Here is an 18,107-nt window from a genome sequence, read left to right as displayed (position 1 = left end):
ATTAGTAGACGTCTTTGAGATATCGCCCCTGCTCGACGAGTCGAGCGAGGTAGCTTTGAGCGGCCTCTGTCTCGAGGCCTCCATGAGTTTGAATGATTTGCAGGAGCGCTTTTTCTACATCGACGCTCATCGGGTCCTTGGTTCCGCATACATAGACGGAGGCGCCACCCTCGATCCATTCGTACACTGCCACACCGTTCTCCAAGAGACGATGCTGCACATAAACCTTCTCCGCCTGATCCCGCGAAAACGCAACATCGAGACGATCGAGCACCCCCGTTTTCAAGAAGTCCTGCAACTCGGTCTGGTAAAGAAAATCCGTGACGAAGTGCTGATCACCAAAGAACAGCCAGTTGCGACCGGAAGCACCTGCCGCGTCACGCTCAAAAAGGAAGGAACGGAACGGTGCAATACCAGTGCCAGGCCCGATCATGATGACATCGTTTTCCGGGGCCGGGAGTTTGAACGCACTGTTCTTGTGGATATAGAACTCGATTTCCGTCTCCTCCGGCAACCGACACAGATATCCGGAGCAAAGCCCCTCGCCCTTGGCGCCGGTCTCCGAGGTAAAAGTCGCCCGGGCCACGGTGAGGTGGAGCTCACCCGGATGCGCCGCAGGTGATGACGAGATCGAGTACAAACGCGGAGCGATGGGCTCCATGATCTCCAGCAATGCGCCGAGCTCCACCGCCCCTGGAGGGTGGGCAATGAGAAGCTCGTCGAAATTCACCCTTCCGCATTCGATCGGTCTGGCCAGTAATGCAGCATACTTGTCGATCACCCGCTTGGGCAGATAGGTGAGATTCACCTTCCGGGAAAGAACCTCCTGCAGGGCAGCCGTTTCGCCGCGGAAAGTAACACGCTCGTCCCCACTCTTTTCCAGCGCCGCGAGGACACGGTCCACCAGGTCGGACGGATTTAGGGGTTGGAATCCCGCCGCATCGCCCGGGGCGTAGTCAATATCCCCCTCGCAACGGATTTCGATGTGATGCGTCTCCTTCGCGGAGGGTTCGTCATTGAGATTGATGTTGGTGAGGATCTCGCCCTGGTAAAGGGCCTTGCCGGGACGGACCGGAGTGGCAACCGCAGAGGGTAGCGCAGTCTGCACGGATGCCCCAGAGAGAGCCGCCGCGATATCGGTCAACCATTGCTTCCCCTCCTCATCAAATGCCACATCGCATTTCACGAGAGGCAGGAGACGCTTGCCGCCCCGATCGGCGAGGTGCTTGTCTGCGTCAATGCCAGCCTGGCAAAACTGCGGATATGCGCTATCGCCCAGTCCGAGGACGGCAAAATTCATGGCATCCAGCTTCAGTTCGCCCTGTTGGATGTAATCAAAGAAGGCATTCGCCGACGCAGGCGGTTCGCCATCGCCCTGCGTGCTGACGATCAAAAAGAAATATGTCTCCTTGGCCAGGTCCTTGAGCCGATATTGGTCCAGCGCCACCAGCTTGACTTGAAAACCAAGCTCCTTCGCCGCCTTCGCCAGATCGGTCGCGAGGCGCTTGGAGTTTCCCGTTTCCGTACCATAGGCCAGCGTGAAGCGCGTCACCTTGGGAACCGCTGTTTCGACGCTTTGGGAAGCAGCACCGCCCCAGGAGACGCCAAGCTTGGCGCTCAGGTAGCCGTGCATCCAGACAAGCTCCTCCTGCGAGGAAGTCTTGAGCAGATTGATGAAGGAAGTGACTCTTGGATTATTGTCCAGCATGGGCGAGGCAGAAACTCCGTTCAGGAGTGGATCGAGATGAGTGAGACGCCTGCAAAAGCATCTTGAGGATCGAACCCCGCTCGGCGGGAACACAAGGCCGCCATCATCGAAAAACCACGATGCCCGGCAGGCGATCGTCGGTCATGCCGATGTGACAAATGGATTTGCCATGCGGTAGGTGTTCTCTTCACGAAGTCGATCTTTTACAGCGATTTAGGCACCTCGGACAGACACAGAAACCCAGGTTTCTCACCTCTACAGTTCTCGCGAAATGCAGACGGGTTTCCAATATGAATGCCGACGAAAGCGCCTTTCCTACCATGGCACACAGCGCCCATCGTGCGAGAAAAATGATCGAAAAAATGACTCAACCAGTCGCCATTACGTCAACCAACTGGTAATAAATAATTTAGAGGAACATCTCACAAGTCCCGGGAGGGATTGCTATTCCTTTCGGGGAAACAGGTTTTTAGGCCATTTTTCGACGTGGGGCAGCTTCTTTCCGCCCAGCAACCCCGCAACCGCGAGGAATGTCCGACGAGCATCACCGATAGGATGATAAAAGGCGTTCCAGTTTTCACTATCCTCACCATCGTGGTTGGGCACCACGTATTGAAATAGAGGAGCCATCGCGAGCTCCCGAGGAGCACTACCCGCGCGCCGCTCGATTTCCTCCAGGTCTTTCAGGGAAAGCTCGCCCTTTTGCTTGCGGGTGCGGCGCAGAAGCTTTCGCCGCATCACATCAACAATCAGAGCGTCAAACGCCACTCCGGGCTGGGACTTGAGAAACTTCACCTCGTCCAGACTCAACGGCGCGATAAACACGCTCAGCCTGGCAACCTCCCGGAGCTGTTCGTGAACAAGCAAGGTTTCCCCGATGAACGGATTACCCTCGAAGAGCATATCCGACTTGGCCAGATTACGGTCGAGTTCCTCGACATCGAGAGCCTGAAGGTCCCCCCGCACATCGATCACAACAAACCGGTCGTTTCCCCTCAGTCTCTCGATCTCTGCCCGAGACCGGAAGTGATAGTCCTTCCCGTCGGATTCCCCGGGACGGGGGGAACGGGAATTGTACAAAACCAAGGGACGGACTCTGGCCATGAGCTCGGGCTGGAACTGCCTGAGAGCCTTGAAGAGCGGGCTCTTGCCCACGCAGGAAGGACCGCTCAGAATAATAAGCCGTCCACGCGCTTTCACTTGCGCCCCTCCTCCAAGGCTTCCCAATAAGCGTGAACCCGTCGAATGAAGTTCTCCGATCTCTCGGCAAAAAGCCGGGCTCCTAGCGCACGCGCCTGACGGCGAAATCCGCCCAACTGACGATCGACCTCATCCGTAAAAAGCTCGATCACCTCGGAGCCATAGGCCTCGCCATCCGTCAGGACGATAGACCTGACGACGCTAAGGTCATGGTCGTCGCCCAGGATGTCCCCCAAGGCATCCAGTTCCTTGCGGAGCCCACCAAAGATCTCGGGCCAGAGCGGAGCGAGGAACTGTATCTGGTTCGTCAGGTCTTTCACGCGTTTCCTCCATTCATGAAACGTCTCTGGGTGGGGATCGTCGTAGGCGGAGCGCATGGCTGCCCTCGCCTTTTTATAGGTGATCAGCAATCCATCTCCGAACAGGGAAAAGCTATTCTTGCCCAGGTCGAGCTTCTGATACTGTTGGGCTGCTTCACGGGCCTGCCGGGCCGAGGATGCGATTCGTTCCGTGAGCAATTCCGGCGTCAAGGCAGGGTCTTCCTTGTGTAAAATGCCCTCCAGTTGTCCCAGGACACCGCCATGCTCTCCAGCGTCAGCTACCAGACGGCGAAATGCCGCCCGCGTCGCATCCACATCGCGGAAGGCGGATAATCCGCGCCCGATCTCCCGGAAAAGCGCATTGCCCCCGCGCGCGAGATCCGGGTGTATTGGCCGCAATAGTCTAAAAACCGCCCGCAGCCGCTTGCAGCGTTTGCGCGCCTTATGAATCGCCTCCCCACGCTCATCGCCCTCGACATCAGCCGCCAGCCGTTCCGTCTGCTCCACCAGGCACCGCCGCAGCGCTGCTCCCAGGGATTCATCAATGCGAAGCTCAAAGGACATAGGCGTGAGGCGAAAAGAGGGGGGATCGGAGTATTATCCGGCTCCGATGTCGTGTGTGGCTGCCTCCAAACGAAGAAGGTCCAGCTTTTCGAAGGGCAGCGCGACAAAGAGCTGGACGCGGCGGTGAATCTCCTCGGCCACTTCAAAAAAAGCATGCCGCACGTCTGCCGCATCCCCAGTCATCTCGACGGGATTGCGCGAGCTCCAGTGGGCAATGATCGGCTGACCCGGCCAGTCGGGAGTCTGCTCCCTGGCCGCGTCGCAAAGAGTGATGACAAAATCAAATTCCACGCCTTGAAATTCCTCCCAGGACTTGCTCCGGGCATCGGACGCATCGATCTGATAGTCGTTCTTCAGAATCTCAAGAACCAGAGGATGAACGATTCCAGACGGAGAGGTACCGCCACTGTAAACCTCAAAGCGATCCCCACCCTCCTTCCTTAGCAGATATTCTGCGAAGATGCTGCGTTCGGCATTCGCGGTGCAGAGAAAAAGCGTCTTGAATTTTCGCTGGGGAACTTCGGTGGCCATATGCTTATTTGGGTTCGGTCGTCGTGTGAGGACTTTCCGAATGCGGGACCAACCGGAAAGTTACGAAATGTGACGAATTTGTCACAGTCCAATCTCGCCCCGGTATTGCGAGATGTTTCAAAAGATGTATCCCACTACGCGCATGGAGAACCCCAGCGGACCGCTTCTATCGGTTCACGGTTTGCATAAGAGTTTCGATGACAATCCCATTCTCAAGGGCGTCAGCCTCGATGTTGAGAAAGGCGACCTGGTTTCCATTATCGGACCGTCCGGCTGCGGAAAGAGCACGTTTTTGCGATGCATGAACTTCCTGGAGGTTCCCGATGCGGGAAAAATCTCCATCGCCGGGGTGGAGATCGACTGCCAGGGGCTGGAGGATGCCCCTCCCCGCGATCTCAAGGAAAAAGCCCACAAGCTCCGCCAGCATGTCGGCATGGTTTTTCAGCAGTTCAATCTCTTCCCGCATAAAACCATCCTCGAAAATACAATGCTCGCACCGATGGTCGTTCGGGGCGTCCCACGTGAGGATGCCGAAAAGAACGGTCTGCGCCTTCTCGAAAAGGTCGGACTCGGCGCTCTCGCCGACCGCTATCCCGCCCAGATGTCCGGAGGCCAGCAGCAGCGGGCAGGAATCGCCAGAGCCCTGGCCATGAACCCGCAAGTCATGCTTTATGACGAGCCAACCAGCGCCCTCGACCCGGAGCTGGTCGACGAGGTGCTCAAGGTCATGAAGGACCTCGACAACGAGGGCATGACCCAGATCGTCGTAACGCATGAAATGCGCTTCGCCCGTGATGCGAGCGACTACATCGTCTTCATGGAAAAAGGCCATATCGTCGAAATCTCCGACGAAGACGAAATCTTCCAAAACCCGAAGGACGAACGGACTCGTCAATTCCTCAAGAGGTTCATCTGATGCTTCGCCTCCTCGCCTCCATCCTGCTCTGCACCGCGGCACTCGCCACCGCCCAGGAATCCGCCCCGCAGCCCGTCCTGCGCTGGGCCGCCGATCCCGACAGCAACGCGCCGTATACCTTTTACGACTCGAGCAACAAGCTCACCGGCTTCGAGTACGAGATCATCAACGCCATCGCCCAGCGCATGGGTCGCAAGGCCGAGTTTATCCAGAACGACTGGGATGGCCTCATCCCGGGCCTCGGACGCGGCATGTACGACGTCGTGATCTGCGGTATCGAGATCACCCCGGACAAGGCGGGTGAGGTGCTTTTCAGTAATCCGTACTACGTCACCTTTGAGCAGTTGGTCGACCGCAAGGGCACACCTCCCATTACTTCGCTCGACCAGCTCTCCGGCAAGCAAATCGGCACACTCGACCAGACTGCGGCCCTGGCCATGCTGGAGAAAACCCCGGGAGTCGAGGCCAAGACCTACGACGAGGAAATCAATGCCTATCAGGACACCGCCAACGGGCGGCTCTTTGGCGTGCTCCTGGACTACCCCATCGCCAAATACTACGCCGCTCCAAATCCCAACCTTCAGTTCAGCGGTCCGCCCTTCGGTCAGATCGTCTACGGCATCGCGATCAAGAAGGGCAACACCCAGCTCCAGCAGGAGCTCAACGCCGCCCTCCAGCAGGTCATCGAGAGTGGCGAGATGCGCGACATCCTATCCCGCTGGGGTCTTTGGACTCCGACCGTCGCGGGAGCCTTCGGCCAGCCCGAGGAGCCCTCACTGCCCGATACATCCTACAAGGCTTTCGTCGCGTCCCACAGCGAACACGCCAGCCTCTCGACCAAGCTCCAGCAGTACTGGAACTACTGGCCGCTCCTCCTCAATGCCGCCATCCTCACGATTGAAATCTCGCTCGTCGGCATGGCACTCGCGATCGCGGTCGGTTTCACCCTGGCCCTCATGCGCGTCTTCGGCCCCTGGCCGCTGCGCTGGCTGGCCACGCTCTACATCGAGATCGTGCGCGGCACTCCGCTCCTCATCCAGCTTCTCTTTATCTTTTACGGCCTGTCCCAGCTCGGCACTGTCCTCGGGCATCCCGAACTCAACATCAAACTCTCCCCCTTCATCGCGGGCGTGCTCGGTCTCGGCCTGAACTATGCCGCCTATGAGGCCGAAAACTACCGCGCTGGATTGCTCGCCATCCCGAAGGGACAGATGGAGGCTGCTCGCGCGCTCGGCATGACGCACTTTCAGGGTTTGCGCTTCGTCGTGATTCCGCAGTCCTTCCGGCTGGTACTCCCGCCGGTTACGAATGACTTCATCTCGCTCCTGAAAGATTCATCGCTTGTGTCGATGGTAACGCTGGTGGAGCTGACTGGCGCGTATCAACGAATCGCCACCCAGACCTTCGACTTCTTTGGCCCCGGCATCCTTGTGGCGATCATCTATCTCTTGATCGGCCTGCCCTTCGTGCGGCTCGCCCGGTACACCGAGCAGACCCTCGCCGTTGACCAGCGTCGACCGGGCCAGAAGCCAGGCATCGTTCCCGGCTTCATCAAGATCGGCAAAGCCTCCCGCTAACAAAAAAAGGGCCGGCGTCTCAGGCCGGCCCTCTTTGTCAAGAAACGAGAATTTACCCGAGGCTCGGGATCTTGCGGATCGGATCGACGTCCGCCGCGTAATCCACGCCAGAGAGGCCGAAGCCGAAGAGGCGGTAAAACTCCTTCTGGTATCCGGCGAAATCCGTCGCGGCATCAATCGTCTCGGTCGAGACGTCTTTCCACGCGTCGCGAACCTCAGCCTGCACGTCTTCGCGCATTTCCCAGTCGTCGATGCGGATGCGTCCCGCGTCGTCGAGCTTGGGCCCTTCCGGAGCGCAATAGTGATCGGCAAAGAGACGCTCGATCTGCTCGATGCAGCCCTCGTGAAGTCCCTTGGCTTTCATCACCTTGTAGAGGATCGAGATGTAGAGCGGCACGACCGGAATCGCGGAGCTCGCCTGCGTGACGAGCGCCTTGTTCACGGAAACGAGCGCGGTGCCCGCCCCGAACTTGCCGTTAATGTCGCGGGCGGTCTTTTCCAGGTCGAGCTTGGCTCGACCGATGGTGCCGTCGGTGTAGATGGCCCAGGTCAGTTCAGGCCCGATGTACGAGTATGCAACCGTCTTAAACCCCTCTGCGAGCGCTCCGGCGTTTTCCAGGGCATCGATCCAGAGCTGCCAGTCCTCGCCCCCCATCACCTTCACCGTGTGGGCGATCTCCTCCGGAGAGGCGGGGTCGATGGAGACGGTCTCGATCTCCTTCTTGTCGGTATTGAGATTCTTGTTGGTGAAAGTCTCGCCCGTCGGCTTGAGCACGGACTTGAAGACCTCGCCGGTAACCGGATCGGTGCGACGCGGGGAGGCGAGGCTGTAGACGATCATGTCGATCTGGCCGAGGTCGGTCTTGATCGTCTCGATCACCTTTTGCTTCATCTCGTTGGAGAAGGCATCGCCATTGAAGCTCTTGGCGTAGAGCCCTTCCTTGAGCGCGGCTTCTTCGAACGCAGCGGAGTTGTACCATCCAGCCGAGGCGGTCTTTTTCTCCACGGGTTCCTTTTCAAAAAACACGCCGACGGTCGAGGCTCCGCCTCCGAAGGCGGCAACGATGCGCGAGGCCAGGCCGTACCCGGTCGAGGAACCGACCACGAGCACGCGCTTGGGGGCGTTGGGTAGAGAGGGTTTGCTCTTTACGTACGCGATTTGCTCCTGGACATGAGCCGCACAGCCGTCCGGATGAGCCGTCGTACAGATAAAACCGCGAATCTTGGGAGTGATAATCATGGGTACCCCTTTGCTTGTGTCTCCTTTCCGGCTGGGTGGCAAGCCTCGGAAATCACCCGCTTTTTTCAAACGAGCGGCCGGAAAACCCCAGATTTCCCACCCTTTCCTACCGGGAGACAGCTGCTGGACGTCGCCAGAGACGCCGAAGTTCCTGCTTCAAAGCCTTTAGCCGGCCGACAAGCGCGTCAACCGCATGGCTTTCGCGATACGCGCCTTCCTCGTACGCATCCGAGAACTGGCGGATCGCATCTTTCTCCACCTCCTCGCTCGCGGTAGCCTCCAGCCGCTTCAGCCAGGCCAGCGGAGTTTCCGAGATCTGTCGATTACGTGCTGCCCGGGCCGCAATGTCCTCGAGTTCCACCAAAAGCCGCTCGACGCGGTTCTCCGAGCGGGCGCTTCGGCGAGCCCGGAGATTACGCAATAGCCAGATAAAGGCGATACCCACCAGAGCGATAAAGATCATCACATCCACGTGCTCCCACGCCTGGGAAGAGGTCAGCCGGGACCAGGCTTCCTCGACATTCTCCATTGATGTCGCGACAGTTGCTGCCAGGTAGCTCGCTCCCGTGCGGTACCACGGCCACATGGAGGAGTCCATCTCCCGTGCAATCCCTCCGGCGAGCTGCGGAGCAACGAAATCCGTGGGATCAAAGCGCACCCAGAGCGCGCGCGAGGAGTCCCAGGCCTCCACCCAGGCATGGGCGTCACTGTCGCGCACAGTGATCGTGCGCATCCAGGGATTCCACGTCCCTCCGCGATACCCTGTAACGATGCGTGCGGGCACGCCTCCGAGGCGCAGCAAGGTCGCCCCAGCCGCAGCGTAATGCTCGCAGAAGCCGCGTTTTTGTGCGGTCAGGAAATTGCCCAGGTCATCAGTGCGTCCGGGTCGCTGCGTATAGCGGAAGCCCCCTTTTCGGAAGAACTTTGCCACGGCCTGCATGCGGGCCGGAGTGTCCATGGAGGGACGGAAAATCTCGTCCAGAACCGCCTTCACCTTGGGATCGTTCCGGACATTCTTGGGAACGGTCAGCGAACCCTCCGCCAGCGCAGCCAGAGGAGCATCCGGCATGGGGCTGGAGGTCGAGACGACGTCCATGGCCAGTTGCCCCCCACCGACAGCCTGCAGCACCGATCCGCCGAGATCCATTACCACGACATCCTGATCGTCACGACGGGCGGAGACATAGAGAGCGTGATCGAGCACCGCCACGATGCCGGAGCGATTTGCCGCGAGTTCCTGCCGGTAATGAAAATGCCCCGCCTCCGAGGGTGGCATGGAGGGTAGTAACAGGCGGTCCCGCTCGATCTCCCGAGAGAATCTCGCCCACGTCATCCCGCCACTGACCTCGAGCACCTGCCCGCGCCAGTAAAGCTCGGAGGGCTTGGGTATTTCCTGATTCGGAGCAAACCGGGCCACCAGGGCGACGCGCCGCGACTGCGCCACCTCGGCGATGCTCCCGGGATTCAGCACCCCGCTACCGGAGAATCCCGACCACACCTTGGGCGAGTAATCTGAAAGATTGGGAAAAGCCCAGAAAATCGCTGTGACGATGATGCCCACCGGTACCACTACCCGCAATGACCGGCTGACCGCCACCCACAAGCTCACCGTCGCCTCAGCTGGTCGGTGAATTTGCTCGGCCAGCAGCAAAAACACGATGACATCGATGACAACGAATGTCGCACCGACCGTCGGATACGGCCTGAGGATCGCGCTGGCCAGCAGTACCAGCATGCAGAGCAACACCCTCATTCCACGCTGGGGTGTTACCGGGCGCAGGAGAAGCAGCGCGCCGACGATTGCCCCAAAATCTCCCAGAGTACTGGCCAGGCGAAAGTAATCCTGATCGATAAACACACCGATCGCGCCCAATACCAGAGCCACCCGTACCAGCCATGCCGGCAGATGAGTTTGCCTCTGCCGCAGGATCGCACCAGTGAGTAAAGCCGCCAAAGCCGCAAGCATCACTGGACCCCGCGGCACGAGAATGATCAGGTGAATCGTCAGCGCACCCGCCAGCACCCAGCCGAGATGGCGCTCGCGGCGCTCCTGAACTTCGTTCATGCCGCACCTCCCGGGAAGGTCGCCAGCGCCTCCTGGCAGGTTGAGAGATTGCGTCCATTGATTTCCCCTCGTACGGGAGAAAGATCGAGATGAAAGGGGCGCGCCTCGCGCATGCATTGAGCCATCCAGCAGCTTAGTTGCTCCAGCCGCGCCTCCGGGTCGTCAAGAAATGCCGTGTCCCGCCAGCGGAGCACGACCTCCCCGCTCCCCCCCTCATCCAAGGTGCGCACGACCATCTTGCCGGTACGGGCAAATACACGCCAGTCCATCCGCGATAGCAAATCTCCCGCCTCATAGGGCCGGTGCCCGCTCACATCATCGCCGCCCGCGCCATTACCTTGCAGATCCCCCTCTCCAGCCAGGTTTCGCTCTTCCAGAGTTATCCCTTGAGGCTTCGGATAAACGAAGTACTCGCCTCCGGGCGCAAATTCCTTCCACGCGAAACACAACCCAAATGGCATTACGCTGGCCACCCAGAGACGAGGCACAGGATGCCGGCCGCGAGCGACCGGGTCCAGTGGCAGCCTCACGACCAGACTCTGTCCTGGCTCGATGATCGGCAGCCAGGCGCCCGTCGGCTGCAGCCGCCACGCCTTGTGCCACGGGATTGCCTTGCGCACATGGAGTCCGATGCGCTCACGAGCCGCCGCGTTTCGCACCGATACCTCCAGCACCGGAGGCTCTCCTGCCGGACTCGGCACCGACCGGCATCCGATGATCTCCAGTCCGCGGACATTGTCATTGCTCTGGATGAGCACGACCAATCCCGCCACGACGAGTGAGATGCCGAGGATATGGGTCAACTCGCGGCTGCCGATGAAGGCAAAACCCAAGGCAAAGATCAGCAAGACCACCAAGGCAAAGCCGATCCCTGGCCAACGCGGAACGATGTAAATGCGTTCGCGGATGCGCTTTGCCATCACCGTCCTCTCTACCGCGAACGTGTCTGCTCCAGCAGCGTCCGCGCCATGGAGGCAGCCTCTCGAGGATCACCTGGCACACGGGAAAACTGGGCCAGCCGGTGCGTGGTCACAGGCAGAAAAACCTCCTGAATATCATCCGGCAGCACGTACTCGCGGCCATTCAGAAACGCCCTCGCCTGACCCGCCCGCTGCAAACCGAGGCTCGCTCGAGGAGAAAGCACCCACCCGCGACCGTGCGCGCCATCGAAAAGGTCGAGGATGTATTCCGAAACCGCCTCCGACACATGCACTGCAGCCGCACTACGCTGCCATCCCGCCAACTGCTCAGGTGTCACGAGAACTCGCAGGCTGTGAAAGTCAAATGTCGCCCCGCCAGCCATCTTGCGATGACGTTCAAGGAGTTTACGCTGCGTGCTCCGTTCCGGCGTGCCGAGGGCGATGCGCATGAGAAATCGATCCACCTGAGACTCGGGGAGCAAGGCCGTGCCGATCTGCTCGTGCGGATTCTGCGTTCCGACAAAAAAGAACGGCTCGGGCAGTTCATACGTCTGCCCCTCGATTGTCACCTCGTGCTCATCCATGGCTTGCAGCACGGCGCTTTGGGTGCGAGGTGAAGCTCGATTCAGTTCGTCACCCAGGACGAGCTGGGCAAAAATCGGCCCGCGATGAAATGAGAAGCTCTGGCGACTGGCGTCGAAGACCTGGCTGCCAAGGATGTCGGCGGGGAGGAGGTCGTTGGTAAACTGCACACGCTTGAAATCCAGCCCGAGCAGCCGAGCCATCACCTTCACCAGTGTGGTCTTGCCCACTCCCGGGGTGTCCTCGATGAGCAGATTGCCCCCGGAGACAAAACAGCAGAGGGCCAGTTCCAACTCCCTTTCCCGATCGATCAAGGCCCGGCCGGCCTCCGCCTGAAATTCTCGCAGAAAAGACTCCATTCGCATCGGCAAGATACGCCGAACGAGTCAAATTTCCCACCAATCGTTTCCCAAAAGCGAAAAGGCGCCAGAATCCCCCAACCCCGGCGCCTTTTTGAACTAAACCTCTGCGAGTTGCTTTATGCAGCCATGCGGCGGCGGCGATGAATGATCAGCCACGCCACTCCGGCCAGCCCGAGCAGCGCCCACGTCCCGGGCTCTGGAACCGCCGTGTAGTTCAGGTAGATATCGTTGCCCACCTGACTAAAGGCGAGCGATCCGCCAGTCGTCGAGAAGCTCTGGCCGAGCGAGTCGTTTGAGACCGTGCCGAGGTCGAAGATACCAGCCACCGTCGAGGGAAGGTTGGCATTGCTGAACACGAGCCAGCTCTGGCTGCCGTCCCAGAATCCGCTCGAAAAATCGACCGTGTAGCCCAGGCTGTTGAAGACCACGTTGAAGGCCACACCACTCTCGATCGTCAGCGTGCCGCCCGTGACGTTCACACCGTCAAAGTTGGTGCCTCGGCCCGCCGTCGTATTGGCTGCAAGTTCAAAGGTGAAGCTCGATCCCGTATTAAGCGTAAGTCCCGCCGACTGGGTGAGAACGCCAGGGCTGTTGCCCGGGGAAAGCGTGCCGCCCGCCTGGATCGTCGTCGCCCCGTTGATCGTACCGCTGCCGCCGAGGGTCGCCCCGCTTTGGACCGTCACGTTGCCGCTGGCGAGGCTGCCCGAACCGCCCACACCGATGATGAGCGAACCCGCGCTGACCGTCGTCGCGCCAGTATATGTATTGACTCCGCTCAGGATCTGGGTGCCGGAACCGACCTTCACAAACCCGCCTGTGCCGGAGATCACACCCGCATACTGGGTATTCGACGAATTCCCGGTGGTCAGCGTGGCTGAGCCAAGCGTTACATTACCTCCCGTAGAACCGCCGCCAGCCAGCGAACCGATGCGGGTATTGAATCCGTTCAATGCAAGCGCTGCGCCTGCCGTATCGGCCAGCGAAACCGCCGAGCCAAGGCCGAAGGCTCCGCTCACGCCATCCACCGTAGCCACACCTGCCTGCAGGATGCCGTTATTGATCGTCGTGGCACCGGAGTAGGTGTTGGCACCGGAGAATATCTGAACGCCCGCCCCGATCTTGGTGATGGCGAGATTGCTCGTTATTGCACCGGCAAACGTTGCCGACTGATCATAATCTCCTAGCGTCAACGTGGACTGCGTGCCGGAAGAGTTCGTCACAACCGCCCGAGTGTAATTTGCTCCGGAAATCAGACCATTGATCGTCTCATTGAATCCATTGAGATCGAGAGTAGCCACGCCAGCCGAGCCACCTCCGTTGATGAGCACGTTTCCCTTGGCGACACCATTTGAAATAACCTCACTCGCACCAAGCTGCAGTGTCGTTGCATTGGAACCTGCTACAGAAACACTCAGTCCTCCCGAAAAATCATTAGTCGTATTGGATAGACGAATAGAGCTAATGCTGCTGCCGCTGCTGATACCCAGCCCAAAGTCCCCTGTAATCTTTCCAGCAAGCACACTGCCGCTTGCACCTGTAATGGATATGTTTGACGCCGCCAGAGTGAAGGTTCCGCTAAACGCCTTGCCTCCGAGATCCTGGGCAGCACTTGATCCAATGTAGAAATTATTCGAAATCCCAGTGCTCCCGACATAGTTCACGGCGAGCTTGGACTCGGGAAGCAAGTAGACGTCACCAGTTCCAAAAGCGGAAGCATTACCAACCGTGACCGTGCCTCCACTAATATAGGTTCCACCGGAATAGGTGTTCGCTCCATAAAGGTTCAGCCCCCCTGTACCAGATTTCGTGACACTTACCACGCCCGTACCATTGTTCGTGATGCGGGAATATATGGATAACGCACCGCCTGTGGAGATGAGCGTGAGATCGCCTGCAGTATTATCGGCTCCGCCTGCTGTAAGGAACCCGCCTGAGACACCACTGCCCAGGGTCATCGCGGCGGTGCTTTGATTCCAGATAGCACCGCTAGCCCCGAGGCGAAGCGTCTGTGAGCTTCCAAACGCAATAGTCTGCGCTAAAGTATTCTTCGACTGAATCGTATTCACGTCGGTGATTGTGGCTCCGCCGAGAGTTGCCGAACCCGCCGTCGACCCGGTAATCCTGACATTACTCACCGCAGAACTGGAGATTGCGGCGTTATAGGTGATGTCCGAGTAACCCGTGTACGCAACAATGTTTCCACTGCCGTCAACTGAAGCCCAATCCGTGCTCGTCACAGCGGCGGTTCCCGTGGTAGCCGAGCCGATCGTAGCCCATCCACCAAGGATTCCGTTCACATTGGCGCTGGAGGTCTTGAACAACCCGCTTCCTAGTCCGCCAGCACCATCGGTCAGGGAGGAGAACGCCACAGTGCCACCTTTTTTGCGGACTATCTCTCCAACATCCAGAGTTGCGCTGGAGGCTCCATTTCCGCGACCGACTACGTTATTTCCACCCGCCTCAACGGAAAAGCCATTAAAGGTCTGAGTTCCCCCAGAGGTTCCAGCCTGAATGAACAGCGTGGGGTTTGCAGCGATGCTCGTTCCTCCCAGAGTCGATCCGTATCCAAAGTCGATCGTCCCAACCATGCTCCCCATCACAAGATTGCTGCTACTGTTGATAATATTCGAAGCAGGTGCCGTGGCTGCGCCGAAGTTCAGAATCAGCGCGCCTTGATTGATCTGAGTAGCGCCAGTGTAGGTATTTTGCCCACCGAGGCTCAACCATGCATTGCCAGATTTGGTGAAGGCCGTCGATCCCGCGATGACACCATTGTAGATGGGAGCATTGGTATAGCTTGCGCTTGCGCCAGTATTTACAACCGAGAATGTTCCCCCCTTCGCTCCAAGGGTGATTCCGCGTTTTGCATCCAGAGTGTCCACTCCGTTGGTCGCCCAACGCAAAACACCACCGTTCAGGGTAAAGAATGAAGCGTTCGTGGTGGCGATTGAAGCGAAGCGATTCTCCGTCTGGAACTGAAGCGCACCATTGTTAATGGTGAAACCACCCGACTTGTTCCCGGCACCACGAAGATACCACGTTCCCACACCTTCTTTTATCAGCCGATTGCTTCCTGCATCGATTGCTCCGCCGGTAGCCAGAACGGACAACTGCGCTCCCGTAGCCTCACCCACTTGAATAATCTGGTCTCCCCCCGTCATGGTAAGGTTCGAGTTAACCTGCTGGGCGTTGAGAGAAAGGTCCTTGATGGCGATTCCCGTACCCGTGCTGTTGAGCGTGATCGGACCCGCGGCGTTATTATTCAATGTATACGCATACGTGGTTCCCGGTGGGGGCGGATTTGCCGTGGCGGCAAACACCAACCCGTCAGCATTAAGCCCGCCGAGGGTGATAGCCGAGGACGGCCCCGTGATGGTCATTCCAGCCGAGCCCGATGGGCCGAATACCACTGTCGAACCCGTTGTCGGGATTACTCCCAGCGACCAGTTCAGCGGATCCGACCAGTTCACGCTGTTGTTGCCGATCCAGGTATTCGTCGCGGCCAACCCACCGGCGGCCGAGAAAAGTCCCGCCGCGACCGAAAGAGCGAGGCTGCGCTTCAACAATCCTGACTTGGCGAGGGAAGACAAGGGAGCCGACTTGGCTGACGGGGGAAAGGTTTTCATAATGGGTACGGAACTGGGGGGATTTCAATAAGCCCGTAATCCTCCCCGCCCGGCGCCGCAACCCGTCGCTGGTTCTAATTATAGACCCGGGCGTAAAATTTTTCTCGATGTGAGGGACCCGGAGCTAAAAAATGTGGCTCGCCCAGCCCTCGAGAAAGAGATTTGAGAAAAGACGTGGCGGAAAACCGCCCCTCGCCGGTACGACGGAGGCCATATCTGGCGAGAGCGTCAACGTTGCGAATTTATCGCGGCGTCACCCAGACCTTCATGGACACCGTCTGCATGGGTCCAAACTCGGTGATCTGCGCCACGTCAGCGGCATCGCGCCCATAGGCGATCACGATGCGATTTCCCTTGGCGACCTTCTGGGTGGCGTCAAATGTGTACCACCGACCGCCGACGAACGCCTCAAACCAGGCATGCAGGTCCATGGGATCGAGCGTGTGAAGATATCCCACCACCATGCGGGCCGGTATGCGCAGCGCCCGACAGAGAGAGATGCCCAGATGCGTAAAGTCGCGGCAGACGCCTTCGCGCTTTTTCGCGGTATCCACGGCGGATGTGGTTGGACCGCTCGCGCCGTATTTGTATTTCAGCTTCCGGAAGATCCAGTCCCGAATTGCCTCCGCTTGTTGATAACCCGGCTCGATCTTGTTGAAAAATCCCGGCTTCACCACCTTGTGAGCCTTCTTCACAAGCAGGTCCGATTCCACAAAGCGACTCGGCAGCAGATACTGGAGGACATCATCAGGCAAATCCTGGGCGAGGGTAAACCCGGCTTGGGGATTGACATCGATTTCGTCCGACACTTCCGCCGTGCAGGTTGCCCGCAGCGTGCTGCGTCCCGCGGGGAAGACCAGTCGGCGGCAAATGTTTCCAAATGCATCCCGATAGTCGTGATGGGAGATGGCGGGAGTGACTTCAATTTCGCTCTGCAGAACGGTTTGCGCCTCCCCGCTCTGCGGCATCAACATCACGACCGCCGCCACTTCCGCCTTTGTTTCCAGTACCATTTCACACCCCGCATCGAGCTTCATTAAAGCTCCATCGCATTTCGCAGGGCCTCTGGATGAGAAAAACGCAAGATTCGGAGACGCAGCTTTGAAAATCTTCTGAGGCCATTTCCCAAAAACCGAACGGTTTTTGGCAGCGCATACGGGATTCGAAGCCGTGTCTTTCCCTCTAAGAAAGTCAGGGAGTGCCCAATAGCGCCCCTTTTTAGGGCAAAAACGACTAAAGATGTACGCTCAAGCCGGAATTGGGCCCAGGAAAACCGCTGCTCGTTTTGAATCCCGAACTGGAACGTAGATCCTCGACAAGAACAGCGGGGTCCATCTGCAGTCCGATTTTGCTCTCGGATTCAGCACGCGGGTTATCCACCATCTTGGCCCTGTAAACGACAACAGTCTGACCGGTCGAAATTGCGCGTAAGCAGATAGCTCTGATGTAAAACCGATTAAATTCGCCTTCCGCAAGCGTCTGGGCTGCAGTCGTTGGAACGCTAGCTGTGGTGTAGGCACCAGACTTCAGTCTCCGTGGCTCGGATGTCTCAAGCAAATGCAAGGAGCGCAACTGTTGCGCCAACCAGTCATCATTGTGATGCTGGGCTGCGCTCTTAAGAATTTCCGCCCATCTTTCCCGGCCCGAGTAATTTAGACGATTGCTTATGTAAAGTTTTCCAGATGACTCGTCATGCTCAATCTCGGTCAACATACACGAACGCGTGTCTTCATCTAAATTAGGAAACTGAAGTCCCATAACTAAGCCAGCCCCTTATACCAACGACAAATTCATGTCAATTCGACAAGTGATGCAAAGAAATCTTACAATCCCGCAGCTTCTCCAAGACAAGCTCGCAGGTCCACTCTTGAGGAAAGTACGCGCCTTGTGCCCAGCGCTCTACGGTGCGGTAAGAAAGCTGCGGGGAAATCCGCTCGGCAATCTCTCGATGCCTGACACCTGCCGCCTTGAGTTCGGCTATACGCTCCGCAAGTAGGTTGCGGGTTGTTTTCGGTTCGGTTTTTCGCGGCATGGCTGCTGCGAATCCGAACTCCGGGTGAAGCTCAATACAGGCCTGCGTATTCATCGAAGCTGAATTTTCCGGCAGCGTCGTACAGGTACTTTTTGACCCTGCCCCTTGATGAGAGCGCGTCGCACCCGTAGGCCCTGAATACCTCGGCGGCGTCCACGGTCGCGACACCTTCCATGTAGAGTTTGAGTTTGCCGATCTTGCCCCAGAATCGGCCTACGCCCAGGTACTCCTTGGGAACCTCCTTTTGCTTCCGCTTCGCCCCAGCTCTGCGAATTTCGCTTCGCCAAGAGGAATTTGTCCCGCACAAGCGGGACTGGCAGTCGAACAGCGTTCTCATCCCGGAGGGAGGCCATTTCCCAAAAACCGAACGGTTTTTGGCAGCGCATACGGGATTCGAACCCGTGTACCGGCCTTGAGAGGGCCGTGTCCTAGGCCTCTAGACGAATGCGCCTTCGAGAGTCGGG

General features: G+C 58.4%; 14 protein-coding genes and 1 tRNA gene. 2 read left to right on the top strand and 13 right to left on the bottom strand.

From position 1 onward, the window contains the following. Position 1: 1 nt before the first annotated feature. The 4 genes from TSACC_RS07840 to TSACC_RS07825 form a co-directional block, all read right to left on the bottom strand. On the bottom strand, positions 2-1,708 hold the full coding sequence (locus tag TSACC_RS07840) for a diflavin oxidoreductase (protein ID WP_075078795.1): 1,707 nt from the start codon (positions 1,706-1,708) through the stop codon (positions 2-4). Between the two features lie 444 nt (positions 1,709-2,152). Next, a complete protein-coding gene (locus TSACC_RS07835; RefSeq protein WP_075078794.1) occupies positions 2,153-2,908 on the bottom strand; it encodes a guanylate kinase in 756 nt (251 codons plus the stop codon). After that, positions 2,905-3,792 carry a CHAD domain-containing protein gene (locus TSACC_RS07830; protein ID WP_075078793.1) on the bottom strand — a complete coding sequence of 296 codons (888 nt, stop codon included), beginning with the start codon at positions 3,790-3,792 and terminating at the stop codon, positions 2,905-2,907. The genes TSACC_RS07835 and TSACC_RS07830 overlap by 4 nt, the downstream gene beginning before the upstream one ends. A 33-nt stretch (positions 3,793-3,825) precedes the next feature. Next, positions 3,826-4,323 carry an arsenate reductase ArsC gene (locus TSACC_RS07825; RefSeq protein WP_075078792.1) on the bottom strand — a complete coding sequence of 166 codons (498 nt, stop codon included), beginning with the start codon at positions 4,321-4,323 and terminating at the stop codon, positions 3,826-3,828. A 142-nt stretch (positions 4,324-4,465) separates the two neighbouring features. Here TSACC_RS07825 and TSACC_RS07820 point away from each other — a divergent pair, with 142 nt between their 5' ends. Both TSACC_RS07820 and TSACC_RS07815 read left to right on the top strand, forming a co-directional pair. Then, entirely contained in the window at positions 4,466-5,239 is a 774-nt protein-coding gene (locus TSACC_RS07820) for an amino acid ABC transporter ATP-binding protein (RefSeq protein WP_075080625.1), read from the top strand. Then, a complete protein-coding gene (locus TSACC_RS07815) occupies positions 5,239-6,816 on the top strand; it encodes an ABC transporter substrate-binding protein/permease (protein ID WP_084400299.1) in 1,578 nt (525 codons plus the stop codon). Before TSACC_RS07820 ends, TSACC_RS07815 begins: the two co-directional genes overlap by 1 nt. Positions 6,817-6,868: 52 nt before the next feature. On the opposite strand, the gene fabV is transcribed toward TSACC_RS07815, so the two are convergent. From fabV to TSACC_RS07760, 9 genes are all read right to left on the bottom strand, one after another. Continuing rightward, a complete protein-coding gene (gene fabV, locus TSACC_RS07810; RefSeq protein WP_075078790.1) occupies positions 6,869-8,056 on the bottom strand; it encodes an enoyl-ACP reductase FabV in 1,188 nt (395 codons plus the stop codon). 106 nt (positions 8,057-8,162) lie between these two features. Beyond that, positions 8,163-10,121: a transglutaminase TgpA family protein gene (locus TSACC_RS07805; RefSeq protein ID WP_075078789.1), complete on the bottom strand. Its 1,959-nt coding sequence runs from the start codon at positions 10,119-10,121 to the stop codon at positions 8,163-8,165. Next, entirely contained in the window at positions 10,118-11,041 is a 924-nt protein-coding gene (locus tag TSACC_RS07800; protein ID WP_075078788.1) for a DUF58 domain-containing protein, read from the bottom strand. The genes TSACC_RS07805 and TSACC_RS07800 overlap by 4 nt, the downstream gene beginning before the upstream one ends. 11 nt (positions 11,042-11,052) lie before the next feature. Then, positions 11,053-11,982, bottom strand: a complete 930-nt coding sequence (locus TSACC_RS07795; RefSeq protein WP_075078787.1) for an AAA family ATPase — start codon at positions 11,980-11,982, stop codon at positions 11,053-11,055. A 119-nt stretch (positions 11,983-12,101) separates the two neighbouring features. After that, complete coding sequence (locus TSACC_RS07790; RefSeq protein ID WP_084400297.1) at positions 12,102-15,611, bottom strand: beta strand repeat-containing protein; 3,510 nt, start codon at positions 15,609-15,611, stop codon at positions 12,102-12,104. Positions 15,612-15,853: 242 nt separating this feature from the next. Beyond that, positions 15,854-16,648 (bottom strand): transglutaminase family protein, encoded by a 795-nt coding sequence (locus TSACC_RS07780; protein WP_075078784.1) that lies wholly within the window; start codon positions 16,646-16,648, stop codon positions 15,854-15,856. 758 nt (positions 16,649-17,406) lie between these two features. Continuing rightward, positions 17,407-17,697, bottom strand: a complete 291-nt coding sequence (locus tag TSACC_RS07770; RefSeq protein ID WP_075078782.1) for a hypothetical protein — start codon at positions 17,695-17,697, stop codon at positions 17,407-17,409. After that, on the bottom strand, positions 17,675-17,980 hold the full coding sequence (locus TSACC_RS07765) for a hypothetical protein (protein ID WP_075078781.1): 306 nt from the start codon (positions 17,978-17,980) through the stop codon (positions 17,675-17,677). Before TSACC_RS07765 ends, TSACC_RS07770 begins: the two co-directional genes overlap by 23 nt. Before the next feature lie 38 nt (positions 17,981-18,018). Further along, positions 18,019-18,094 (bottom strand) — tRNA-Glu (locus TSACC_RS07760). Between the last annotated feature and the right edge of the window lie 13 nt (positions 18,095-18,107).

The organism is Terrimicrobium sacchariphilum, from assembly GCF_001613545.1.
GTDB lineage: Bacteria > Verrucomicrobiota > Verrucomicrobiia > Chthoniobacterales > Terrimicrobiaceae > Terrimicrobium > Terrimicrobium sacchariphilum.
This window is presented reverse-complemented; position numbering and strand designations above follow the sequence as displayed.